Genomic DNA, 24,315 nt, shown 5'->3' on the forward strand with positions numbered 1-24,315 from the left:
CTGGCACACGCGGCCTCGTGCGTAGCCTGCCTGCCGACTGGTTAGGCTCGAAGACGTGAGCAGGTTCCAGGTCGTCAGCGGCAAGGGCGGGACCGGTAAGACCACGGTCGCCGCCGCACTCGCGCTCGCCCTCGCGACCGAGGGCAGGCGCACTCTCCTCGTCGAGGTCGAGGGCAGGCAGGGCATCGCCCAGCTCTTCGAGTCCGAGGCCCTCCCCTACGAAGAACGCAGGATCGCCGTGGCGCCCGGCGGCGGTGAGGTCCACGCACTGGCGATCGACGCCGAGCGCGCGCTCCTGGACTACCTCCAGATGTTCTACAAGCTGGGCAGTGCGGGCCGGGCGCTGAAGAAACTCGGCGCGATCGACTTCGCCACCACCATCGCGCCGGGGGTCAGGGACGTCCTGCTGACCGGCAAGGCCTGCGAGGCCGTGCGCCGCAAGGACAAGCAGGGCAGGTTCGTCTACGACTACGTGATCATGGACGCGCCCCCCACAGGCCGCATCACACGCTTCCTCAATGTCAACGACGAGGTGGCGGGGCTGGCGAGGATCGGTCCGATACACAACCAGGCGCAGGCCGTGATGCGGGTCCTCAAGTCGGCCGAGACCGCGGTCCACCTGGTGACGCTCCTGGAGGAGATGCCGGTCCAGGAGACCGCGGACGGCATCGCCGACCTGCGGGCCGCCGAACTGCCCGTGGGACGGGTCGTGGTGAACATGGTGCGACCCCATCTGCTGGACGAGGACGCGTTGCGCACGGCGTCGGGGGGCCGCCGCAAGGAGATCGCCAAGACGCTCACCCGGGCCGGCGTGACCGGTTCCGCCGGGCTCGTGCGTCCGCTCGTCGAGCAGGCCGCCGAACACGCCCAGCGGGTCGGCCTGGAGCGTGAGCAGCGTGCGGCGCTGGCCGGGCTGGGGCTCCCCATGGCCGAGCTCCCGCTGCTGGGCGAAGGAGTGACCCTCCCCGCGCTGTACGAGCTGGCGGAGGAGTTCCGTAAACAGGGTGTCGGCGACGAGTCCGCGGACGCGACGGGGGAAGCACCCCGGGACGGGAAGCGACGCGGCTCCGGACGAGGGGTGGGTTCATGACGCTGGGCACGGACATCGCAACGGGGCTGGAGACCGACGCGCTGCTGGACGACCCGGAGATCCGTATCGTCGTGTGCTGCGGCTCCGGCGGCGTGGGCAAGACCACGACCGCGGCAGCGCTCGGTGTCCGGGCGGCCGAACGCGGCCGCAGGGTCGTCGTCCTCACCATCGACCCGGCTCGCCGGCTCGCCCAGTCCATGGGCATCGACCGGCTGGACAACATCCCGCGCCGGGTCGAGGGCATCGACGGCGAGGGCGAGCTGCACGCCATGATGCTCGACATGAAGCGCACCTTCGACGAGACCGTCGAGGCGCACACGGATGCCGAGCGGGCCCGCGCGATCCTGGAGAACCCCTTCTACCAGTCGCTGTCGGCCGGGTTCGCGGGCACCCAGGAGTACATGGCGATGGAGAAGCTCGGGCAGCTGAGGTCCCGCGACGAGTGGGACCTGATCGTCGTCGACACCCCGCCGTCCCGTTCCGCACTGGACTTCCTGGACGCGCCTAAACGCCTCGGCTCGTTCCTGGACGGGAAGTTCATCCGGCTGCTGATCGCCCCGGCGAAGATCGGCGGGCGTGCCGGGATGAAGTTCCTCAACGTCGGGATGTCGATGATGACGGGGACTCTCGGCAAGCTGCTCGGCGGTCAGTTCCTCCGCGACGTACAGACCTTCGTCGCGGCGATGGACACCATGTTCGGCGGATTCCGTACCCGGGCCGATGCGACCTACAAACTGCTCCAGGCACCCGGCACGGCCTTCCTCGTCGTGGCGACGCCGGAGCGTGACGCCCTGCGCGAGGCCGCGTACTTCGTGGAACGGCTGGCTGCGGAGGAGATGCCGCTGGCGGGCCTCGTCCTCAACCGCGTGCACGGCAGCGACGCCTCACGCCTGTCCGCGGAACGAGCCCTGACGGCCGCAGAAAATCTTGAGGGTCTCGGCATTGTGGATCAGACGGCCGGGAAGGCTGGCCTTGGTGACATGGACCCCGTAGCCGCCGCCTCTCCCGGAGCCCCGGAGTCGCCGCTCTCCCCCGAGCGCAGCAACGAGCCCTCCCCGCACGAGCCGCCACAGCAGGAGCTGCCACAGCCCGACGACCGGACATCGCGCACCACCAAGCCCCATGGCCGTGGCCGAAAGTCGTCTGACCCGTCCGGACCATCCGTGCGCTCGGCGGCTGACGGGCACGACGCACCCGCCGCGGACGCCGTATCCGTCGAGGTGTCCGTCGAGCAGCTGACCGCAGGTCTGCTGCGACTGCACGCCGAGCGGATGCAGGTTGTCGCGCGCGAGCAGCACACACGCGACCGCTTCACCACGCTCCACCCCGAGGTCCCGGTGACCGAGGTGGCCGCGCTGCCCGGTGACGTGCACGACCTCTCAGGCCTCAGGGCCATCGGGGAACTGCTCGCGACCGGTTCAGCTCCTGCCCCGACCGGAGCTGAGTAGGACCGCCGACGGGCACAGCGGGGCGGCCCTGGGGCACTCACCCCACCGCGGCGAACGTCTCGTGCAGTTCGTCGTCATGCAGTACGTCGTCGTCCAGGCCCACCACTGCGGGCAGCATGCCGGTGGACCGCTCGTACTCACTGCGCGCGGTCTCCAGCAGGCGGCGCCAGGACGTGACGGTCGGACGTCGGCGCAGCAGCGCACGGCGCTCCCGCTCCGTCATTCCGCCCCACACGCCGAACTCGACGCGATTGTCCAGCGCGTCGGCCAGGCACTCGGTCCGCACCGGGCATCCGGTGCACACCGCCTTGGCCCTGTTCTGCGCTGCCCCTTGTACGAACAATTCATCCGGATCGGTAGTGCGGCAGGCTGCCTGCGCACTCCAGTCGGTTACCCAGCCCATTCCGGCGCCGTCCTCTCCCGAATCGAGGCTCCCCCACGGCGACAGCGGCATATTCACCGCTGCCAGTTGAGGACGTTACGGAAGGTGGCGACAGCACAACACCCCCTTCGGGCCCAATCTTGGATGGCCCGAACGGACTATGCGTATGCGGCAGATCACCCAGAGGAGTGACGCGAGGACATGTGCGGCCATCCCGACAGATTCGGGACAGAAAGCCCAAGTCGTAACGGACATTCAGCAACATGTGAGGCGAATTCGGGAACGTCTCGGCGCGTGGCTGAATTCCGTTGAGGACCGTGCAGGGGGCTTGATGCGAAATCGGACTGCTGTGACAGTTGAGAGCAGCTTAGGCCAAGGCCTATACGCGTGTCCGGCGAATGAGAACGTAGGCTGCCCCCATGCCAAAGAAGCGCTCAGGCGGGGGTCTGACGACGACCCAGCAGGCCGCCAAGTTCCTCGGTGTCGCCGCGCTCTCCGGAGCTGTGCTGGCAGGCATCGCGCTGCCGGCCGTCGGCGCACTCGGGCTCGCGGCCAAGGGGACGGTCGAGGGATTCGACGAGATCCCTTCCAACCTCAAGACTCCACCGTTGAGCCAGCGGATCACGATCCTGGACAACGAGGGCGGGCTCATCGCGACGGACTACTCGCGCGACCGCACCGTCATCCCGCTCAAGGACATCTCCCCGTACATGCAGGACGCGATCATCGCGATCGAGGACTCGCGCTTCTACGAGCACGGGGCCGTCGACCTCAAGGGCATCCTGCGCGCGATGAACCGCAACGTGCAGGCCGGCGGCGCCGCGCAGGGTGCCTCCACTCTCACCCAGCAGTACGTGAAGAACGTCTTCGTCGAGGAGGCGGGCGACGACCCGGACAAGGTCGCCGAGGCCACCCAGCAGACCCTGGGCCGCAAGGTCCGGGAGCTGAAGTACGCGATCCAGGTCGAGGAAGAACTCGGCAAGAAGAAGATCCTGGAGAACTACCTCAACATCACCTTCTTCGGGCAGCAGGCCTACGGCGTCGAGACCGCCTCGCAGCGGTACTTCTCCAAGCACGCCAAGGACCTGAAGCTGGAGGAGGCGGCGATGCTGGCCGGCCTCGTCCAGTCGCCGACCCGCTACGACCCGGTCAACGACGCCGAGGAGGCGACCAAGCGTCGCAACATCGTGCTGCAGCGCATGGCCGCTGTCGGCAGCATCTCGCAGGACGAGGCCGAGAAGGCCATCGCCACCCCCCTCAACCTGGACGTCAGCAAGCCGAACAGCGGCTGCATCACAGCTGACAGCGGCGCCGGTTTCTTCTGCGACTACGTGCGCAAGACCGTCCTGACCGATCCGACCTTCGGGAAGACCCACGAGGAGCGTGCCAAGCTCTGGAACCTCGGCGGGCTGACCATCAGGACCACGCTTTCGCCGCGCGCCCAGGAGGCCGCCGACGAGGCCGCCACCTCGAAGGTCTACAAGGACGACAAGGTCGCCGCCTCGGTGGTGCAGGTGGAGCCCGGCACCGGCAAGATCCTCTCGATGGCCCAGTCCAGGCCGTACGGTCTGGACCAGAACAAGCACCAGACGATGCTCAACCTCGGCGTCAGCAACAAGATGGGCGGCAGCACCTACGGCTTCCAGGTCGGCTCGACCTTCAAGCCGATCACCGCCGCCGCCGCCCTGGAGAAGGGCATCAGCCCGGCGGAGAGCTACACCACCGACTGGAAGATCTCGCTGCCGCTGAACTCCTTCCGCGACTGCTCGGGTGCCCCCACCGGCAGCGACAACTGGGACCTGGTGAACGAGCTGGAGTCCGAGAAGGGCACCTGGGACATGACGAGCGCGCTCGGCAAGTCCATCAACACCTACTTCGCCAAGCTGGAGCAGAAGACCGGGCTCTGCGAGACGGTCGAGATGGCGAAGAAGATGGGTTACGAGCGGGGTGACGGCAAGGAGATCGAGGAGAACGCCTCGATCACCCTCGGCGGCGAGGTGAGCACCCCGCTGTCGATGGCCTCCGTCTACGCCACGTTCGCCAACCGGGGCACGTACTGCTCGCCCGTCGCCATCGAGTCGATCACGGACGCCAACGGCAAGAAGCTCGGCGTCCCGAAGACCGAGTGCTCCCGCGCGATGAGCGAGAAGACGGCTGACACCATCAGCCAGATGCTCAAGGGCGTGGTCGAGGACGGCACCGGCACCCTGGCCGGCCTCTCCGACCGCGACAACGCGGGCAAGACGGGTACGACGAACGACCGCCTCGACGCCTGGTTCGTCGGCTACACCCCGAATCTCTCCACAGCGGTCTGGGTCGGGGACGACGTCGGCGAGAAGACCACCAAGATGTTCAACATCACCATCGGTGGCCAGTACTACGACAAGGTCTGCGGTGGCTGTCTTCCCGGCCCCATCTGGAAGACAGCGATGACCGGAGCCCTGAACGCCTCGGAGACCCCGTCCTTCCAGCCGGTCCAGGTGCCGCGAGGCAAGGAGAAGGAAGAGGAGAAGGACAAGGGCCGCGACGAGGGCGCGGGCGGCGGCAACGACAACGACAAGCCCGGCGCCGACCCCATCGGCGGCATCACCCTGCCGCCCGGCTTCATCGGCGGGAACGACGGCCGCGGACGCGGCGGCAACGGTCCCTGACCCCTCCAGGTCCAGGCACGAAGGAGGGCGCTCCCCCACCGGGGAGCGCCCTCCTTCGCTGTATCTGCCCCATGCCCGGCCGGCCCCGGCGAGGCCGGCGTCATCAGCCCCGCCCTGCACCCGCGGCCGGGTGGACGGACGAGCGACTCGATCAGGCGGACAGCGGCAGGCCCACGTCACATCGAAGCTCCGGTCCCGGGCAGCCACTTGCGGAGGCCATCGTCCTCGACGAACGCTTCGCGGCAGACGGCACGTCCCGGGCGGCCTGGCCACGGAGCGGGTACCTGCGCAGCCACGCGATCCGCACGACGCGAGCCGCACGTGCCGCAGTCACGTGACCGACCTCACGTGACTCTTCGTGAGGGGGAATGCGGCCGCTCCGTGGCCACTAATCAACAAATTGCACGCACAAACGACTTTGCGGCCACCGCATTTCACCCAGCGCATCACCGGATCATCTCGCTCCGGATCCTGGCCGAAAAACACATGCGAGCACACCTCTTCGCACATATGATCGACGAATACGGAGCCGCGGACATATTCGCTCACCGACGGGACCGCGCACAGAACAAGGGTGTAACGACGGTTGCGATCCATCGAGAAAGCAAGAGGCCTTTTCCTCCTCATGGCGACATCACTACTTGTCGCCGGCTGTGGAGCCTCCCATACTCCACGCCCCGGGACCCAGGACGGTTTTCGGGACGTGAAGCCAGGAACTCCACTGGTGGAAGTCGTGGACGAGGTGACGTCCGCAGGACTGGGCCTCTCCGTCCGGGACGCAACCTCCCTGGGCAGATACATACCACCGGAAATGACCCGGGCGTACGCAGTCTGTTTCACGGAGGACAAGCCGGAGTACGCCGCGATCGACCTGTTCGTGGTGCCATCGGCGGAGAGCTGCCCCGCGAAGAGGGGTGCTGTCGTGCCACGCCCTCCGGTCCCCGATGTCACGGGCCGGACGAGCGCCGAAGCCGTGGCTCTGATGGCTTCGACCGGCTTCCAGCCCGACCGGATGACAGCCCAGGACGAAGAGAAACCGTCCAGGCGGCTCGACTCCCGGACGGCCAGGAATTGGCGGGTGTGTTCTCAGTCCCCTGCCGCAGGAAAGCCGTTCGATGCCGACGAGAAAGTCCTGATGCGCATTTCTGCCGACTGCCGGACCAAGCCGAAGATTCCATCCGAGTAACGCAGAGCGCAAGAACCTGTCAGCGATCATCCATATCGCCGACATCTACCTCCCGGATTCCCCGGAATCGAATCCACCTGACCGAAAGGTATCGACATGCGTAACGTAATGCGCGCCATAACCATTGCCTCCGCAATTGCACTCGTGGGAGGCGTCACGGCGTCTTCAGCACAGGCGGATGACCCTGCGGTGAGCATCTACACCGCGTCCAAGCTCGGCCAGGCCAAGTTCGTGCCGGAGGGCGAGCACCTCTACATCACCGACCTGGTTTCGGACGGCAAGTCGACGGTGGCCCGGCTCATCGTGTCGGGCGACACCACGTACTACTACTGGAACCGGACCAAGGCCGGCTCCACGCGCCACGTGAACATGTCCCTCCCCGAGGACCGCCACATCACCCTGGTGGCGTACACCGGCAACTGGGACGGGACCGTGACCGGAGGCATCCACTGGAACAGCTACGACCACATGCTGGAGCACGTGACGACCTTCAGCTGATCCCGAGTGCCTTTGACGGATTTTCCGGCAGGAAGCGCACCGCCTTCCTGCCGGAGGGTCCGTCAAGTTTCGCACCGGAAGCCGGTGATCAGCCCGCGAGCAGCTTCTTCACCGTGGCGGCCACCCGGCCGCCCTCGGCAAGCCCTGCCACCTTCGGGTTGACGATCTTCATGACGGCGCCCATCGCACGCGGCCCCTCGGCGCCGGCGGCCTTCGCCTCCCCGACCGCCTGCGCGACGATCGCGTTCAGCTCGTCGTCGGAGAGCTGCTTGGGCAGATAGGCGTCGAGCAGCTCACCCTCGGCCCTTTCCCGCTCGGCCTGCTCGGTCCGGCCGCCCTGCGCGAAGGCCTCGGCCGCCTCGCGACGCTTCTTCGCCTCCTTGGCGATCACCTTCTGCACCTCGTCGTCGGAGAGCTCGCGCGACGTCTTGCCGCTGACCTCTTCCTTGGTGATCGCGGTCAGGGTGAGCCGGAGGGTGGACGAGGTGAGCTCGTCACGCGCCTTCATGGCCGTGGTGAGGTCTTCCTTGAGCTTGGACTTGAGCGTGGTCATGCCGCGATTGTGACAGGTACGGGGCACTTGCCGCCCGCCTGTTTTCGTCCCACCGCACGGCTTCTGCGACGATGGGCCCATGCGCGCACGCTACGGAGTACCCCTGAAAGCAACGGCAGTCGGCGCAGCGGTCGGCGTAGCCGGCCTCGTGTACGCGGCCGGATTCGAGGCACGCTCGTTCCGCCTTCGACGGATCACGATTCCCGTACTCCCGCACGGAGCGCGCCCCTTGCGCGTACTCCAGGTCTCCGACATCCACATGGTGAGCGGGCAGCGCAAGAAGCGCGCCTGGCTGCAGTCGCTGGCGGGGCTGCGCCCGGACTTCGTGGTGAACACCGGCGACAATCTCTCCGATCCGGAAGCCGTGCCGGAGCTGCTCGACGCGCTCGGCCCGCTGATGGAGTTCCCCGGGGTCTACGTCTTCGGTTCCAACGACTACTACGGCCCGAAACTCCGTAACCCGGTCCGCTACCTCCTGGAGAAGACGCAGGGTAGGCACGGGCTGAACGGGAACGCGCCGGCGGTCGGCGTCGTGCACAACCCCTGGGAGCCGATGCGGGACGCGTTCGACGAGGCCGGCTGGCTGAACCTCTCCAACACCCGGGGCCGGATCAAGGCCGACGGGCTCGAGATCGCCTTCACCGGCCTGGACGACCCCCACATCAAGCGGGACCGGTACGCCGAGGTCGCGGGCGGCCCCGAAACCGGCGCCGACCTCTCGATCGGCGTGGTCCACGCCCCGTACCTGCGTTCCCTGGACGCGTTCACGGCGGACGGCTACCCCCTGATCCTGGCCGGCCACACCCACGGCGGCCAGCTCTGTATCCCCTTCTACGGCGCCCTCGTCACCAACTGCGACCTGGACACCGACCGGGTGAAGGGCCTCTCCGGCCACACGGTCGGCGATCGGCGCTCCTACCTCCACGTCTCGGCGGGCTGTGGCACGAACCGCTACACCCCGGTCCGCTTCGCCTGCCCGCCCGAGGCGACCCTGCTGACGCTGACGCCGCGCGACTGAGCCTCCCGCCGGGGGACACAAACCGGATTTCGCCTCCGGGCGCGGGTGGGCTAAAGTAATCGATGTCGCCGGGACAATCGGTGGACATCGGGGTGTAGCGCAGCTTGGCAGCGCGCTTCGTTCGGGACGAAGAGGTCGTGGGTTCAAATCCCGCCACCCCGACAGCTGAAGCACCAGGTCAAAGGCCTGATCCACTGAGTGGATCAGGCCTTTTCCGTTAGGGCGCGCTCACGGCCGGGTGCACTCGGAGCACGGGCCGGTCTCCGTGTCGGCGAGATCCGCCAGGCCCCCCGAAGTCGCAGACCAGGATCGTCCGCGCGGGGATGGGCCTCGACGACAGACGGTCCGCCACTCTCCCGGGAGAGTGGCGGACCGGGCCCACAGAGCGTGCCGGGGTGCCGTGACAGCGGCGCCGCTGTCCTCGGCGCCATCGCCGGCAGTAGGTCAGGCAGCAGCCGCCGCGGTGCCCTGGGCGACCTGGCGGAGCACCTCGGTCAGGGAGGTGACGACCTCGGCGTCGTCCGCCGGGTGGAGCTCGGCGAAGCGGGTCACGGAGCCGGGGATGGAGAGCTTGACGTCGGCCAGGACCGCTCCACCCGCGAGACCGGCCGCCTTGCGGGCCTCGTCCTGGGCCCAGACGCCACCGAACTGACCGAAGGCCGTGCCGACCACGGCGACCGGCTTGGCGGTCAGGGCGCCTGCACCGTACGGGCGGGACAGCCAGTCGATGGCGTTCTTGAGGACCGCCGGCATGGTGCCGTTGTACTCGGGCGAGAACAGCAGGAACCCGTCGGAGAGGCCGGCTGCGTCACGCAGCCGGGCCGCGGCAGCCGGAACGCCGCCCTCGACGTCGATGTCCTCGTTGTAGAAGGGGACGTCGGCAAGCCCTTCGTACAGCACGACCTCGACGCCCTCGGGGGCGTGCTTGATGGCGGCCTCGGCGAGCTGACGGTTGTGGGAGCCGGCGCGGAGGCTGCCGACGAGGGCGAGGATGCGTACAGACATCAGGGAAGCTCCTGGGGAGACGGAGACTGCAGAAGTAAGCGGACCACGGTCCGTTTAAAGTTGTACCACCTAAACGGACCGTGGTCCACTTTCTCTCGTCCGGGGCTACCCTGAAGCCATGACGGCTCCCCTCCCCCCGATGCCCGGGCCACCCGACCCCGGCGAGACGCGGACGAGTCTCACGCTCGCCCCCGTCGGCGAGCCGGAGCTGCTGCGTGCGGACGCGGCGCGCAACCGAGCGCTGTTGCTGGAGGCCGCCTCCCGTCTCCTCGCCGACTGCGGCGCGGCGGACCTCACCATGGAGTCGGTGGCCTCCGCGGCCGGAGTCGGCAAGGGCACCGTATTCCGGCGTTTCAAGGACCGCACGGGCCTGCTCATCGCGCTCCTGGACCATCGCGAAGCCCTGTTGCAGGCCGCCTTCCTCTCCGGGCCGCCCCCGATGGGCCCGGACGCCCCGGCAGCCGAGCGGCTGCACGCATTCGGCCCCGCCGTGATGCGCCACGAACACGATCACCACGAACTGATCCTCGCGTCCCGCACCGATCCACTGCGCACCTATACCGTCCCCGCGCAGAGCCTGAGGCTCAGCCATGTCACCCTGCTGCTGCGTCAGGCCCGCGCGGCGGGCGATCCGGAGCTGCTCGCGCACACCCTGCTCGGGTCGATCGACGCCCCCCTGGTCCACCACCTGACATGTGAAAGCGGCATGCCGCCGGACCGGTTGGACCAGGCCTGGCACGACCTGCTCACCCGGTACGGGGTGGAGCGCTGAGGGCGGGACCACCGGGCTGCGCTCGCACCTGGATCAGGGCGTGCGTGCCGCTGGTGCGCCACGCACGTCCGGACCGCAGACCTTCCAGGGTCTGCGGATCCAGGCCCACGACGACGTCGGATTTCAGGGTGCGCAACGCGGCGACGGAACCCGGGAAGTAGGCGGTGAGGTCGGCGAACGGCGTGGTCGCCGGCCACAGCCTGTCGCCCACCAGGCGGCGGTAGTTGAGGTCGCCCTTCAGGATCGTCAGTCCGGCGGTACCGAGTTCCGCCCGCAAGTCCTCGGGCATCCGCTCGTACGGGTACGGGGCACAGAAGAACGCATGGGTACGCACATCGAGCCGGCCGGTGCTCATGGCCTGCCAGACCCGCCCGCCGATCCTGCCCGCCTCACCGGGTGCCCGGCCGAGTCGGCGCAGGCAGTCGACGACGTCGGCTGTGGTCGCGTCGGAGACGTAGTACGGGCCGGGCTTCACATGGAGCACCACCCGGTCGGCGTGGCCGTGCTCGAGCAGGTGGTCGATGAGGACGAGGTCGGGGATCAGCTCGCGGCCGGTGTTGTCCGCGATGACGGCGACGGTGACCGCCGGATCCTGCGCCAGCAGCGCCCACAACGACTCGCTGTCGTCGGCGACCAGGCCCGGATCCGCCTCACCGGGGACCGTCTCGCCCGCCGGGCCACGGAAACCGAGGTCGGCGCGATTGCCCCAGAGGGAGGCACGGAGAAGAGCTGTCGCCCGCTCGGCCGCGGGGAGGCCGACGAGGTCGTCCAGGGCGCGGAGCTCCTCCTCGACCGTGCCGCCACGGAGCTCGGCACGCTTGAACGGGGCGAAGGGGTCGACGCCCTGCCACGGGCCCTCGTCGACATAGCCGACGGCCTCCAGGAGCCTGCGGTAGAAGTAGCTCTCGGCCCACAGGAACGGGGCGTCGAACCACGGACGCCCGAAGTGCTCCCGTCCCCGCGCCAGCCAGAGCTCGCGGTCCGGACTCCCGAAGCCGAGTGGTTCGACGACTCCGTGGACGACCTCGTGCAGCAGTGCGTCCAGAGCGCGTAGCTGCCGGGGTCCGTAAGGGAAGGCCTCGCGCACCTGTTTGATCAGCGCCGGATGGCGCTCCGCCATGACGCCCCGGGCGAAGCTGCCGGGCTCGCGGCACGTGATCACAGGTGGGAGGCCGGAGTCCCGCACGGCCTGAGAAGTCGCTCGTGTCTCACCCATGCGTCCAGTCTGCCGTGCGGGGAAGCCGCGCATCGACGGGGCGGGCCCACTGTCCGCCTCCCGTGAGCGGGGCCGGACGCCCAACGGCCTTCGGCGAACCGGCACATGCGCGGCGCGGCGCCTGGTTACGATATGCAACGGCTCAGATGACTTACCCCAGGAAAGGGAACCCGCACCCATGCCGGCCGAGACGTTCGAGTTTCAGGTAGAAGCGCGCCAGCTCCTGCAGATGATGATCCATTCGATTTACTCGAACAAGGATGTATTCCTGCGTGAGCTCATTTCCAATTCTTCGGACGCGCTGGACAAGCTGCGACTGGAAACTCTCCGCGACGACACGCTCAAGGCTGACTCGTCCGACCTCCACATCGCCATCGAGGCCGACCAGGAGGAGCGCACGCTGACCGTGCGCGACAACGGAATCGGAATGTCGCACGACGAGGTCGTGCAGCTGATCGGGACCATCGCCAATTCCGGTACGGCGAAATTCCTCCAGGAGCTGAAGGAAGCCAAGGACGCCACCACTTCCGAGGAGCTCATCGGACAGTTCGGTGTCGGGTTCTATTCGAGCTTCATGGTCGCCGACGAGGTCACCCTGCTGACCCGGCGCGCCGGCGAGGACACGGGCACGCGCTGGCAGTCCAGCGGCGAGGGCACCTACACCGTCGAGTCGGTCGACGACGCACCGCAGGGCACCTCGGTCACCTTGCGGCTCAAGCCCGAGGACACCGAGGACAAGCTCTTCGACTACACGTCGCCCTGGAAGATCAGGGAAATCGTCAAGCGCTACTCGGACTTCATCACCTGGCCCATCCGCATGGCGGCGGCGGGAGGCGAGGAGGGCGCCGAGCCCGAGGTGGAGACGGTCAACTCGATGAAGGCCCTGTGGGCCCGGTCGAAGGACTCCGTGACCGATGAGGAGTACAGCGAGCTGTACAAGCACATCAGCCACGACTGGACCGATCCGCTCGAGACCATCCGCATGCAGGCGGAGGGCACCTTCGAGTACCAGGCCCTGCTCTTCCTGCCGTCCCACGCCCCGCAGGACCTGTTCATGCAGGACCACAAGCGCGGAGTTCAGCTCTATGTGAAGCGCGTATTCATCATGGACGACTGCGAAGCGCTCATGCCGACGTATCTCCGATTCGTCAAGGGCGTGGTCGACGCACAGGACCTTTCTCTCAACGTGTCACGCGAGATTCTTCAGCAGGACCGCCAGATCGAGATGATGCGGCGCCGCCTGGTCAAGAAGGTGCTCTCGACGGTGAAGGAAATGAGGTCCAGCAGCCCTGAGAAGTACGGCACGTTCTGGAAGGAATTCGGCCGGGTCCTCAAGGAAGGGCTCTTCCAGGACTTCGAGAACCGCGACGCGATCCTCGAGATCTCCTCGTTCGCCTCGACCCAGGACGAGGAGGGACTGACCACCCTGCGCTCGTACGTGGAGCGGATGAAGGAGGGCCAGGAGCAGATCTACTACATGACGGGCGAATCGCGCGCGGCCATGGAGAGCTCGCCCCACATGGAGGCCTTCCGCGCCAAGGGCTTCGAGGTCCTCCTGCTGACCGACCCCGTCGACGAGGTCTGGGTGCAGTCCGTTCCCGAGTTCGACGGCAAGCCGCTCCAGTCCATCTCCAAGGGCGAGGTCGACCTGGACACCGACGAGGAGAAGAAGGAGGTCGAGGCGGAGCGCGAGAAGCAGCAGCAGGACTACGCCGGTCTGCTGACCTGGATGACGGAGCAGCTCGGTGACACCGTCAAGGAGGTACGCCTCTCCTCGCGGCTCACCGTCTCACCGGCCTGCATCGTGTCGGACACGCACGATGTCACCCCGGCCCTGGAGAACATGTACCGCGCCATGGGCCAGGAGGTGCCGCAGATCAAGCGCATCCTCGAACTCAACCCGTCGCACGCGCTCATCAGGGGGTTGAAGAAGGCACACGGCGAGCACGACGGCGAGGAGGGCACCGGCACCGAGCTGGCCGAGACCGCAGAGCTCGTCCACGGGCTGGCGCTCCTCTCGGACGGCGGCGAGCTGAGTGATCCCTCGCGCTTCAGCAGGCTGATGGCGGACCGCCTGGAGCGCACGCTGTAGTTCCCGGCCCCGTCCCACGCACTGCGGCCGCCAGGTTTCCTGGCGGCCGCAGTCGTGCGTGGAGCGGGGGCAGCGGCCATGGAGGCGCGACGGCGACCGGGGCGGGCTGCCGTTCGGGCAGGGAGCACTCCCCCCAAGGTGACTCAGAGGAGTCGCGAGGAGGCCTGGAGACCTCCGCAACTTCACCGTTTCGAGCGCCTGTTGAAGGTTTATCTACGCGCGGAGCACCGCCGACCGAACGATCCTTCGGGCATATCAGACGACTTTCCGCGAGGCCATTACCGCCGGGTACCGGGAGCTGCTACAAACGTGCTCGCCCCACGAACTCCCCACTCGTCCCCCACATTTCGAAGGGCTGGCATCCATGTCAGTACGAACCTTCAGGGCGTCCGTCTTCACCCTCGCGATCGCCGCCGTGGCCGCGCTCGGCATCGCGCAACCAGCATCCGCCGCGGGCGACAACTACGTCGCTCTCGGTGACTCCTACTCCTCCGGCGTCGGCGCGGGGAGCTACACCTCGGAGAGCGGCGACTGCAAGCGCAGCACCAAGGCTTACCCCTACCTCTGGAGGAACGCGAACGCCCCGGCGTCGTTCGCCTTCGTCGCGTGCTCCGGCGCGACGACGGCCTCCGTGTCCAGCGGTCAGCTGGGCGCCCTGAGCGCGTCGACCACGCTCGTCAGCGTCACGGCCGGCGGCAACGACGTCGGGTTCGCGGACGTCATGCAGACATGCGTCCTGCAGAGCGAGGCCGCCTGCGTGAGCAGGGTGAACACGGCGGTCTCCGCGGTGCAGAGCTCGCTGCCCGGCCGGCTCGACTCCCTCTACACGGGCATCCGCTCGCGGGCTCCGCAGGCCCACGTGGTGGTCATGGGATACCCGCGCTTCTACAAGCTCTCGGGCACCTGTATCGCGGGCCTCACGGAGACCGAGCGCGGGGCGATCAACAACGCCTCGGACGTGCTCAACGGGGTGCTCGCCAAGCGGGCGGCCGACGCGGGATTCACGTACTCCAGCGTGGTGGACGAATTTACCGGCCACGAGCTCTGCTCGGGCGACGCGTGGATCCACAGCGTGTCGATCCCGGTCACCAACTCGTACCACCCCAAGGCCGTCGGGCAGTCGAACGGCTACCTCCCCGCCTTCGCCTCCGCGGCCTGACGCGCGTGGAACGGACCCGCCCGGAACACGGTGGCACCGTCACCGGCCCACGGCCGGTGACGGTGTGCGCGGCGGGCGGGGTCCCGTGCGGTGAGCTCGCGGCTCAGTACCGCTCGACCAGGTGCTCCCGGCCCGCCGGGGGCTCGTACGGCTCGGGCCGGAAGTCCGTCACCCCCGCGATCATGCCGTCCGCGTCGAAGGCGAAGAAGTGGATGGCGGGCCTTTCGTCCGGCCCGACGGCGGCCAGGGTCCGGACAGCCGCCTGCCGGCCCTCACCGTCGGCCACGATCCGTTCGATCCGAGCATGCCGTTCACCTGGGTACTCCCGGTTGAACCGTACGTATCGCTCCTTGCCTCGTATGCGCTCGCGGCTCTGCGGCAACTCGTACACGATGTCGTCGGCGAGGGTGGCTGCGAACGTGCTCCAGTCGCGGGCGTCCGCCGCGGCCCAGTACGCCTCCACAGCTGCGCGCACCTCGGCCGCGCCCCACGTCTCGCCGGTACCGCCGGCCGTCTCGGTCACACGCCGATTGTGGCGCCCGCCACTGACAATCGGGCTGGAGCGGCCGTCGTCAGCCGCTGACCGGCCGCGATGCCTTGACCGAGTACATCATCGGGATGCGGGGACGGTCATCGGGGAAGCGGTAATAGCCGTCCGCACCCCGCGCCAGCGCCGGGTAGCGGGCGAAGAGCGTGGCATCGTGCTCGTGCAGGAAATCGATCCGCAGCCCGGCCGCCGCCAAAGCGGAGACGACCTCGCCCACGGGGTGCTGCCACTCGACACTGCGGTTGTGCACGGTGGCCGCGTCGAAGTCGGCGTACGTCCCCGGGGTGTCGTCCACCCAGGGGTCGCGGCTGAAGTAGTCGTACGCGATCGTGGAGCCCGTGGCGTCGTCCAGACAGTCGGTCAGGGGGTGGAACTCCGCCAGGTAGAGGAAGCCGCCGGGCGCGACCAGAGAGGCGGCGACCTCAGCCCAGCGGGCCACGTCCGGCAGCCAGTTCAGCGCTCCGAGCCCGGTGTAGACGATGTCGTACGCGGAGTCCGGCACGGCCTGGGCGGCGTCGTACACATCGGATGTGACGAACACGGCCCGCTCGGGCGGCAGACCCAGCGACCTGGCGAGCACGTCGGCGGCCTCGACGGCCGCCTCGGAGAAGTCGAGGCCCACGACCTGGGCGGCGCCGTGGCGCGCCCACGAGAGGGTGTCGAGGCCAATGTGGCACTGCAGATGCAGCAAGGTCCGGCCCGTCACGTCTCCGACCTCCGCGATCTCGAAGTCGCGCAGAGCGTCCTTGCCCGCCCGGAAGGCGTCCAGATCGTAGTAGTCGCCGGCCGTGTGGATGGGCACGCGTTCGTCCCAGCGTGCACGGTTGGCCTCGCGCCAGTCGTCGGGCGTCGATGAGTACATGCCGGGAAAGTTACCCACGGCCCCGGGGTGCGCGCGAACAGTTATCCACAGGCTGTCCGCCGGCCCGGCCTCATCGGGTTGGATGGGGTCATGAGCGACACACAGAACGACGCGTCCGTACCGGAGCGGGAGCAGGAGCCGCCGCAGTGGGAACAGCGTTTCCGCGCCGCGCGGGTGTCCCTGCCCGACTGGGCGGAGGACGCTCCGGACCGCGCGCTCTTCGTCTCCAACGCGACCGGTACGTACGAGCTGTACGCGTGGGACCGTGCGACCGGGAAGCAGCGCCAGGTGACCGACCGGCCCAACGGGACGACGGACGGCGTCCTGACACCGGACGGCCAGGCCGTCTGGTGGTTCGCCGACACCGACGGCGACGAGTTCGGCGTGTGGATGCGGCAGCCGTTCGACGGCGGTGCGGACGAACCGGCCACACCCGGCCTCGAAGCCTCCTACCCGGCCGGGCTCGCCATCGGCCGTGACGGTACGGCGGTGGTCGGCCGCTCCACGGACGAGGACGGCACGACCGTCCACCTGGTGCGCGCCGGGGCGGAGCCGGTCGAGATCTACCGGCACCGGGAATCCGCCGGGGTCGGTGATTTGTCCCACGACGGAACGCTGATCGCCCTGGAACACACCGAGCACGGGGACGCGATGCACTCCGCGTTGCGGGTGGTGCGCCCCGACGGTTCGACGGTCGCCGAGCTGGACGACACCGAGGGTGGCACGAAGGAGCTGGGCCTCTCGGTGCTGGGCTTCGCCCCGGTGGCGGGCGACACGCGGCTGTTGGTCGGGCATCAGCGGCGCGGGCGGTGGGAGCCGATGATCTGGGACCCGGTGGCGGGGACGGAGACCGACCTGCACGTCGAACTGCCCGGGGACGCGGGCGCCGAGTGGTATCCGGACGGATCCGCGTTGCTGATCGAGCACAGCTTCGAGGCCCGCAGCGAGCTGTGGCGGTACGAGCCGGGCGCTGCGGAGCCGGTCAGGGTCGAGACTCCCTCCGGGACGGTGTCGGGCGCCACGGCCCGTCCTGACGGCACGGTGGAGTATCTGTGGTCGTCGGCCGCGCAGCCGCCCGCCGTGCGGTCCACCACGGGTTCCGTCGTCCTCGACCCGCCGGGCGCGAAGGCTCCGGCCTCGGTGCCGGTGCGGGACGCCTGGGTGGACGGCCCCGGAGGCCGTATCCATGCCCTGGTGCAGACTCCGTCCACCGGTGACGGACCGTTCCCCACGGTCTTCGAGATACACGGGGGACCCACCTGGCACGACAGCGACGCGTTCGCGTCGGGGCCGGCGGCCTGGGTGGACCACGGCTTCGCCGTCGTGCGGGTCAACTACCGCGGATCCACGGGCTACGGCCGCGCCTGGACGGACGCGCTGAAGCACCGGGTCGGGCTGATCGAGCTGGAGGACATCGCGGCCGTCCGGGACTGGGCGGTGAAGTCAGGGTTGGCGGACCCGGAGCGGCTGGTGCTGGCCGGTGGCTCGTGGGGCGGGTACCTGACCCTGCTCGGACTCGGTACGCAGCCGGACGCCTGGGCCCTCGGGCTGGCGGCGGTCCCGGTCGCCGACTACGTCACCGCCTATCACGACGAGATGGAAGCCCTGAAGGCAATGGACCGCACCCTGCTGGGCGGGACCCCTGAGGAGGTACCCGAGCGTTTCGAGGCCTCGTCCCCGCTGACGTACGTGGACGCGGTGCGCGCCCCGGTCTACATCTCCGCCGGCGTCAACGATCCGCGCTGCCCGATCCGTCAGGTGGAGAACTACGTGGACCGCCTCGCGGCCCGTGGCGCGGTCCACGAGGTGTACCGGTACGACGCGGGGCACGGCTCGCTCGTCGTGGAGGAGCGGATCAAACAGGTACGACTGGAGCTGGACTTCACGCTGCGCCACCTCCCGGCGCGAGCCGGGGGCGAGGGACAGGGCCGTGAGGGACAGGACGGCGAGGAAAAGAGGCCGAGGGCATAAGGTCCGGATAAATGGTGCACCCCGCTCCCGAGCCACGGAGCGGGGAACCGTACCGTGGAGGGGTGTACCGGTTCCTGCTGACCCCGCGGTGGTGGGGGATCAACCTCTTCGTCGTGCTGGCCATCCCGTTCTGCGTGTTCATGGGCACGTGGCAGCTCGGCCGTTTCGAGGACCGCGTGCAGACGCACGAGGAGGCCGAGCAGCGTCCCGAACCGGGAACCCGCTCTCCGAAGCCACTCGACGATCTCCTCCCTGTGAGTACGGAGACCTCCGGGCGCCCGGCCGTGGCGACCGGGACGTACGCCGACCAGTTCCTGGTGCCCGGCCGCAAGCTGGACGACCGTGACGGCTTCTACGTGCTGGATCTCCTGCGCACCGACAGCGGCAAGGCGCTGCCCGTCGTACGCGGCTGGCTGCCGGGTACACCGGGCAGGACCGAGGTGCCTCCGGCACCGGCCGGCGAGGTCACCGTGACCGGTGATCTGCAGGCCTCGGAGAACAGCGGCACCACCGGAGTCTCCCTCGGCGGCGGGCTCCCCGAGGGCCAGCTCGGCATGATCAGCGCGGCGTCCCTCGTGAACCTCGTCCCGTACGACGTGTACGACGCCTGGGTGACCCTGCCGGAGCCGGAGCCGGAGGCAGGTGGCGCGAACGGCGCCATGAAGCCCGTGCCCGCGGCGGCGGCACAGGGCAGCGGGCTGGACCTGAAGGCCTTCCAGAACCTCGGCTACACCGGCGAGTGGTTCGTCTTCGGCGGCTTCGTGCTCTTCATGTGGTTCCGGCTGGTGCGCCGCGAGGCGGAGGCCGCGCGCGACGTGCAGCTCGGGCTCGCCGCCGACGCCGACTGACCGGGTCCCGCTACGGGGGCCGGCGAAGTCCCGCTACGGGAACGGCACTGATGGGCGGGGCCCGCCAGGACTCGGAGTTCCTGGCGGGCCCCGCCCGTTCGTACGCCCGGAACCGGAATCCGGATCCGGGTACTGCTACGAGGCGTCCAGTACACCCGTGCGGTAGATCGTGCCGGCGCACGCGTTGGCGATCGTGGTCTCCGCGGTCGGCGCACCCGCCTCCGGAGTATGGATGACCGCGATGCTGCCGTCGGCCGGTCCCTCGTCCGCGCTGCCGAACTGCGCCACGGTGTCCGTCGTCCCCGCATCCGTCCCTGTGCCCTCGCTACCGCCCCCGCCCCCGTCGCCGTCCGTGGGCGTCGGGCTGGGCGAGCCGCCGGTGGTCGGACAGGTGTCCGACGGCACCCAGGCGAAGCGCACCTCGTACGTCATCGTCGGCTTCAGCAACACCGTCCCCGGTTCCAGGGAAGGGTCCGGCAGCCCACCCGCGGGGTCTCCCGCGGTGTGCTGCACCACCGTGATCTTCTGTGGGTCGGCGGCGCCCGCCGCCTGGAAGTCGACCGTGCCGTCACTGGTCACCGAGCAGGCGTCGCCCGACACATTGGCGATCCTGAAGGTCCCGTACACGGTGCCGTCCGCGCCGGCCGCACCCGACTCGGCGGAGGCGACCCCGAGCTGGCCGGGGTCACAGGCCGTGGTCGCTGCCGCCTCGGACCCCGGGGGTTCGTCACGGCCCACGGCCCCGCTGCTCTCCGCGCCCGGGTCGGATTCACGCGACGGAGCCGTCGGGTTGCCGGCGTCGCCCTCGGCACCTTCGCTCCGGCGGTTCTCGGGGCCCGCCGTCATCCCGCGGTCGGCCTCGGCGCCCGCGTCCTCTCCACTGCCGCCCTGGGCCTGCTGACCGTGACCGGCGATGGCGGGGTTGGCGGTGGCCGAGCCGTCCGAATTCGCCACATGGACGAATGCGGGGACCGCCGTGCCGATCAGCAGTGCCGCGGCCGCGGCACCCACCACGCCCTGCCGCCGCCTGGCCCGCCGAGCGGGCACCGCGCGGTGCAGATGGTCGAGGGTGCCGTCGGCGGGCTCGAGATCCTGGACGGCGCCGCGCAGCAGACGGCGCAGCGCGACCTCGTCCATGTCCTGACCGCCGGAGCCACCGGAGCCACCGGTGTCGCCGGATCCACCGGCGTCGCCCGAGCCACCGGAAGCACCGCGGCTCCTGCCGCCTACGCCTCCTCCGAAGAGGTCGGTCAGCGTGCCGCCGCCGGACCCGGCGCCATGACCGCCCTCGTCACGGCTGTCGAGCTCACGGCTGTCGGGGTCACGACTGCCCGGTTCACGACTGTTCGGCTCACGACTGCCCGGTTCACGACCACCCGGCTCACGCTCACCCTGACCGCCCGGTTCCGTGCCCGGGGCGGTGGTCCCTGAGGCGGCTTCACCGCCGTCGACCGCGTCCTGGTCCTGCTTCCGTTCACCGTCCTGCTCCGGATCGGTGTTCGGGGTGTCCTCCGGCCCGTGGTTCACAATTCCGTTTCCAGTCCGGTCATCGTCGTGCCTGTGCTCGGGCCCACTCATGCCTGCGCCTCCATCACCACGCGCAGTGCCGCGATACCCCTGGAGCCGTACGCCTTCACCGAACCGAGCGATATCCCCAGCGTCTCCGCGACCTGAGCCTCCGTCATGTCGGAGAAGTAGCGCAGCACCAGCACCTCTCGCTGGCGGCGCTGCAACCCCTTCATCGCCTTGATCAGCGCGTCCCGTTCCAACTGGTCGTACGCGCCCTCCTCCGCGCTCGCCATGTCGGGCATCGGCTTGGAGAGGAGCTTCAGCCCGAGGATGCGCCGGCGCAACGCCGAGCGGGACAGGTTGACCACGGTCTGGCGGAGGTACGCGAGCGTCTTCTCCGGGTCGCGCACCCGGTTCCGTGCCGAGTGCACCCGGATGAACGCCTCCTGCACCACGTCCTCGCAGGACGCCGTGTCGTCCAGGAGGAGCGCCGCGAGGCCCAGCAGCGAACGGTAGTGGGCGCGGTAGGTCTCGGTGAGATGGTCGACCGTCGTTCCCGCCGCCACCGTCTCCTCAGCGCTCTCGCCGCGCTGCGAAGGCAGCCGGGTGGATCGCGCAGCGGGCATGGGCGCAATCACCGGCATACCGCCGGCTGCGCGGGGCCGCCGGAGCGGACGCACCGAAGCGCCTCGCAACGGGCCCACCACTGTGATGTCGAGAACCTCTGCCACGCCAGTTGGACACGCTTCCCCCCGTCAGGGTTGTACGCGTACGGCACCGCGTTCGATGCTGTGCGACATGCCCTCATTCGTACCTGCTCTTCCCCAAATGCCCCGAAAACGTATCCAGCCACGCAAGAAGTGACGGCATAGACGCGTCGCATCCGTCTAGCGGTTGCGGGGAGCCAGGAGATCATCGTCGGATATGACAACGCCCCAGCTCAAGAGGTTCAGACCGGCAACTTGCCCACAGGGCGCACACAGATCCTACAAAACAGGTTCGATCAGGTACGAGGAAATTCTCCGGCCACCGACTCGGCGATCTGGGCCACATTGAGAGCCGCGCCTTTTCGGAGATTATCGCCGCAGATGAACATCTCGACGGCATGCGGATCGTCCATCGACTGCCGCACCCGCCCCACCCAGGTCGGATCGGTGCCGACGACATCCGACGGTGTGGGGAAGTCACCGGCCGCCGGGCTGTCGAAGAGCACGACCCCGGGTGCGGTCGCCAGGACCTCGTGCGCCCGGGCCACGGACACCTCGTTCTCGAAGCGGGCGTGCACGGACATCGAGTGCGTCGCGACGACGGGCACGTACACACAGGTCGCCGTCACCTTCAGGTCCGGCAGACCCAGGACCTTCCGGCACTCCTCACGGATCGCCAGCTCCTCCGACGACCAGCCGTCCCCGGCGTCGGTCCCGGCCCACGGCACCACGTTCAGCGCCACAGGCGCGGCGAAAGGGCTCTTGTCCCCGTCGCCCAGCGCCCGCCGCACGTCTCCCGGGCGGGTGCCCAGTTCCGTGCCCGCCACCAGAGCGAGCTGCTCACGGAGCACGGCGACACCGTCCCGGCCCACTCCGCTCACCGCCTGGTAGGACGAGACGATCAGCTCCCGCACCCCGAATTCGGCGTGCAGCGCGCCGACCGCGACGATCAGCGACAGGGTCGTGCAGCTCGGGGACGCGACGATGCCGCGCGGTCGCATCCGCGCGGCATGGGGATTGATCTCGGGGACGACCAGGGGCACGTCGTCGTCCAGCCGGAAGGCCGCCGAGTCGTCCACGACCACGGCTCCCCGGGCGGCGGCGACCGGCCCCCACTGCGCGGACACCTCGTCCGGCACCAGGAACAGGGCCACGTCCACGCCGTCGAACACGTCCTCGGCGAGCGCGAGGACCTCGGTCTCCTCACCCCGTACGACCAGCTTCGTGCCGGCCGCACGCGAAGAGGCGACGAGTCTGACCTCGCCCCAGACATCCGCGTGCTGCGAGAGGATCTGGAGCATGACGCCGCCGATCGCCCCGGTCGCGCCGACGACCGCGAGCGAAGGGCGGCGTCCTGTCATCGGCCGGTGCCGCCGTAGACGACGGCCTCGTCGGAGTCGCTGTCGAGACCGAAGGCGGTGTGGACGGCGCGCACGGCTTCGTTGACGTCGTCCATGCGGGTGACCACCGAGATCCGGATCTCGGACGTGGAGATCAGCTCGATGTTCACACCGACGTCGGACAGCGCCTCGAAGAAGCCCGCGGTGACCCCGGGGTTGGTCTTCATGCCCGCGCCGACGAGGGAGATCTTGGCGATCTGGTCGTCGTAGCGCAGGGACTCGAACCCTATGCCCGCGCGGCTGCGCTCCAGGGCGTCGATGGCCTTGCGGCCCTCAGCCTTGGGCAGGGTGAACGTGATGTCCGTCAGCCCTGTCGAAGCGGCGGAGACGTTCTGCACCACCATGTCCATGTTGATCTCGGCGTCCGCGATGGCGCGGAAGATCGCGGCGGCCTCACCCGGCTTGTCGGGGACACCGACGACCGTGACCTTGGCCTCGGAGACGTCGTGGGCGACTCCGGAGATGATGGCGTGCTCCACCTGCTGGTCCCCTTGCGGCTCGTTGCTGACCCAGGTGCCGCGCAGTCCGGAGAAGGACGAGCGGACGTGGATCGGGATGTTGTAACGGCGTGCGTACTCGACGCAGCGGTGCAGCAGCACCTTGGAGCCGGACGCCGCCAGCTCCAGCATGTCCTCGAAGGAGATCCAGTCGATCTTCCGGGCCTTCTTCACGACCCGGGGGTCGGCGGTGAAGACACCGTCCACATCGGTGTAGATCTCACAGACCTCTGCGTCCAGCGCGGCGGCCAGCGCGACAGCGGTCGTGTCCGAGCCACCACGACCGAGGGTCGTGATGTTCTTGCCCTCCTGGCTCACGCCCTGGAACCCGGCGACGATGGCGATGTTGCCCTCGTCGATCGAGGTCCGGATGCGGCCGGGCGTGACATCGATGATGCGCGCTTTGTTGTGGACCGAGTCGGTGATGACACCGGCCTGGCTGCCCGTGAACGACTGGGCCTCGTGCCCCAGGTTCTTGATCGCCATGGCCAGCAGAGCCATGGAGATCCGCTCTCCGGCGGTCAGCAGCATGTCGAACTCACGCCCGGCAGGCATCGGGGATACCTGCTCGGCGAGATCGATCAACTCGTCCGTCGTGTCGCCCATCGCGGACACCACGACAACCACCTGGTTGCCGTTCTTCTTGGCGTCGACGACTCGCTTGGCAACACGCTTGATGCCTTCGGCATCGGCTACGGAGGAGCCTCCGTACTTCTGCACGACAAGGCCCACGTGCGCTCCTCGCTCAATAATGGTGCGGTCGGCTCAGTCTAACGAGCAGCCCGGAATCGACCTGTCAGTACCGGATGGTGAGATGTCCCGCCCACCGACTGGTACGCAGCGCCGCCCCGAACTGCTCGTACCGGGCTGCTGCCCCTCCACCCCTTCCGCACGCCTGTTTGTG

Annotated in this window: 21 protein-coding genes and 1 tRNA gene; 12 read left to right on the forward strand and 10 right to left on the reverse strand. The window is 68.9% G+C overall.

Annotated elements, in window-relative coordinates; genetic code table 11:
- The first annotated feature begins 55 nt into the window (after positions 1-55).
- Positions 56-1,090, forward strand: a complete 1,035-nt coding sequence (bagA, locus tag OO67_RS00630; protein ID WP_033296567.1) for an ATPase BagA — start codon at positions 56-58, stop codon at positions 1,088-1,090.
- Positions 1,087-2,538 (forward strand): ATPase BagB, encoded by a 1,452-nt coding sequence (bagB, locus tag OO67_RS00635; protein WP_033296568.1) that lies wholly within the window; start codon positions 1,087-1,089, stop codon positions 2,536-2,538. Before bagA ends, bagB begins: the two co-directional genes overlap by 4 nt.
- Before the next feature lie 37 nt (positions 2,539-2,575).
- On the opposite strand, the gene OO67_RS00640 is transcribed toward bagB, so the two are convergent.
- The gene (locus tag OO67_RS00640) at positions 2,576-2,941 is read right to left on the reverse strand and encodes a WhiB family transcriptional regulator (RefSeq protein WP_033296569.1); all 366 of its coding nucleotides are present in this window, start codon (positions 2,939-2,941) and stop codon (positions 2,576-2,578) included.
- Between the two features lie 398 nt (positions 2,942-3,339).
- Between OO67_RS00640 and OO67_RS00645 the strand changes: the two genes are divergently transcribed.
- The 3 genes from OO67_RS00645 to OO67_RS00655 all read left to right on the forward strand — a co-directional run bounded on the left by OO67_RS00645 (position 3,340) and on the right by OO67_RS00655 (position 7,255).
- Complete coding sequence (locus OO67_RS00645) at positions 3,340-5,571, forward strand: transglycosylase domain-containing protein (protein ID WP_033296570.1); 2,232 nt, start codon at positions 3,340-3,342, stop codon at positions 5,569-5,571.
- 724 nt (positions 5,572-6,295) lie between these two features.
- Positions 6,296-6,757 (forward strand): PASTA domain-containing protein, encoded by a 462-nt coding sequence (locus tag OO67_RS00650; protein WP_157841641.1) that lies wholly within the window; start codon positions 6,296-6,298, stop codon positions 6,755-6,757.
- Positions 6,758-6,946: 189 nt separating this feature from the next.
- Positions 6,947-7,255 (forward strand): hypothetical protein, encoded by a 309-nt coding sequence (locus OO67_RS00655; protein ID WP_051709053.1) that lies wholly within the window; start codon positions 6,947-6,949, stop codon positions 7,253-7,255.
- An 88-nt stretch (positions 7,256-7,343) separates the two neighbouring features.
- Here OO67_RS00655 and OO67_RS00660 read toward each other — a convergent pair whose 3' ends face one another.
- Positions 7,344-7,808 carry a GatB/YqeY domain-containing protein gene (locus tag OO67_RS00660; protein WP_031090851.1) on the reverse strand — a complete coding sequence of 155 codons (465 nt, stop codon included), beginning with the start codon at positions 7,806-7,808 and terminating at the stop codon, positions 7,344-7,346.
- 79 nt (positions 7,809-7,887) lie between these two features.
- On the opposite strand from OO67_RS00660, the gene OO67_RS00665 reads away from it, so the two are divergent.
- Complete coding sequence (locus tag OO67_RS00665; RefSeq protein WP_033296572.1) at positions 7,888-8,826, forward strand: metallophosphoesterase; 939 nt, start codon at positions 7,888-7,890, stop codon at positions 8,824-8,826.
- Positions 8,827-8,914: 88 nt separating this feature from the next.
- A tRNA-Pro gene (locus OO67_RS00670) sits at positions 8,915-8,988 on the forward strand.
- Between the two features lie 282 nt (positions 8,989-9,270).
- Here OO67_RS00670 and OO67_RS00675 read toward each other — a convergent pair.
- Positions 9,271-9,831, reverse strand: coding sequence for an NAD(P)H-dependent oxidoreductase (locus tag OO67_RS00675; RefSeq protein WP_033296573.1), 561 nt, complete (start codon positions 9,829-9,831; stop codon positions 9,271-9,273).
- A 118-nt stretch (positions 9,832-9,949) separates the two neighbouring features.
- Between OO67_RS00675 and OO67_RS00680 the strand changes: the two genes are divergently transcribed.
- Positions 9,950-10,603 (forward strand): TetR/AcrR family transcriptional regulator, encoded by a 654-nt coding sequence (locus OO67_RS00680; RefSeq protein ID WP_033296574.1) that lies wholly within the window; start codon positions 9,950-9,952, stop codon positions 10,601-10,603.
- Here the strand turns inward: OO67_RS00680 and OO67_RS00685 are convergent.
- Complete coding sequence (locus OO67_RS00685) at positions 10,578-11,819, reverse strand: damage-control phosphatase ARMT1 family protein (protein ID WP_051709054.1); 1,242 nt, start codon at positions 11,817-11,819, stop codon at positions 10,578-10,580. The genes OO67_RS00680 and OO67_RS00685 overlap by 26 nt on opposite strands.
- Positions 11,820-11,997: 178 nt before the next feature.
- Here OO67_RS00685 and htpG point away from each other — a divergent pair, with 178 nt between their 5' ends.
- Both htpG and OO67_RS00695 read left to right on the forward strand, forming a co-directional pair.
- Positions 11,998-13,911, forward strand: coding sequence for a molecular chaperone HtpG (gene htpG, locus OO67_RS00690; protein WP_033296575.1), 1,914 nt, complete (start codon positions 11,998-12,000; stop codon positions 13,909-13,911).
- 364 nt (positions 13,912-14,275) lie between these two features.
- Positions 14,276-15,070 carry an SGNH/GDSL hydrolase family protein gene (locus OO67_RS00695; RefSeq protein WP_033296576.1) on the forward strand — a complete coding sequence of 265 codons (795 nt, stop codon included), beginning with the start codon at positions 14,276-14,278 and terminating at the stop codon, positions 15,068-15,070.
- A 103-nt stretch (positions 15,071-15,173) separates the two neighbouring features.
- Here the strand turns inward: OO67_RS00695 and OO67_RS00700 are convergent, their stop codons facing one another.
- Positions 15,174-15,593 (reverse strand): nuclear transport factor 2 family protein, encoded by a 420-nt coding sequence (locus OO67_RS00700; protein ID WP_244299989.1) that lies wholly within the window; start codon positions 15,591-15,593, stop codon positions 15,174-15,176.
- 49 nt (positions 15,594-15,642) lie between these two features.
- Entirely contained in the window at positions 15,643-16,479 is an 837-nt protein-coding gene (locus OO67_RS00705) for a class I SAM-dependent methyltransferase (protein WP_033296577.1), read from the reverse strand.
- Between the two features lie 90 nt (positions 16,480-16,569).
- On the opposite strand from OO67_RS00705, the gene OO67_RS00710 reads away from it, so the two are divergent.
- Together OO67_RS00710 and OO67_RS00715 are read left to right on the forward strand one after the other, a co-directional pair.
- Positions 16,570-18,450, forward strand: a complete 1,881-nt coding sequence (locus OO67_RS00710; protein WP_033296578.1) for a S9 family peptidase — start codon at positions 16,570-16,572, stop codon at positions 18,448-18,450.
- 62 nt (positions 18,451-18,512) lie between these two features.
- Positions 18,513-19,298 (forward strand): SURF1 family protein, encoded by a 786-nt coding sequence (locus OO67_RS00715; protein ID WP_033296579.1) that lies wholly within the window; start codon positions 18,513-18,515, stop codon positions 19,296-19,298.
- A 135-nt stretch (positions 19,299-19,433) separates the two neighbouring features.
- Here OO67_RS00715 and OO67_RS00720 read toward each other — a convergent pair whose 3' ends face one another.
- The 4 genes from OO67_RS00720 to OO67_RS00735 form a co-directional block, all read right to left on the reverse strand.
- Positions 19,434-20,876, reverse strand: a complete 1,443-nt coding sequence (locus OO67_RS00720; protein ID WP_033296580.1) for a hypothetical protein — start codon at positions 20,874-20,876, stop codon at positions 19,434-19,436.
- Positions 20,873-21,451: a SigE family RNA polymerase sigma factor gene (locus OO67_RS00725; protein ID WP_033296581.1), complete on the reverse strand. Its 579-nt coding sequence runs from the start codon at positions 21,449-21,451 to the stop codon at positions 20,873-20,875. Before OO67_RS00725 ends, OO67_RS00720 begins: the two co-directional genes overlap by 4 nt.
- Positions 21,452-21,810: 359 nt before the next feature.
- On the reverse strand, positions 21,811-22,875 hold the full coding sequence (locus OO67_RS00730) for an aspartate-semialdehyde dehydrogenase (RefSeq protein ID WP_033296582.1): 1,065 nt from the start codon (positions 22,873-22,875) through the stop codon (positions 21,811-21,813).
- Positions 22,872-24,143 (reverse strand): aspartate kinase, encoded by a 1,272-nt coding sequence (locus OO67_RS00735; RefSeq protein WP_033296583.1) that lies wholly within the window; start codon positions 24,141-24,143, stop codon positions 22,872-22,874. The genes OO67_RS00730 and OO67_RS00735 overlap by 4 nt, the downstream gene beginning before the upstream one ends.
- Positions 24,144-24,315 lie beyond the last annotated feature (172 nt).

The organism is Streptomyces atroolivaceus (assembly GCF_000717025.1).
In the GTDB taxonomy this organism is placed as follows: Bacteria; Actinomycetota; Actinomycetes; order Streptomycetales; family Streptomycetaceae; genus Streptomyces; species Streptomyces atroolivaceus.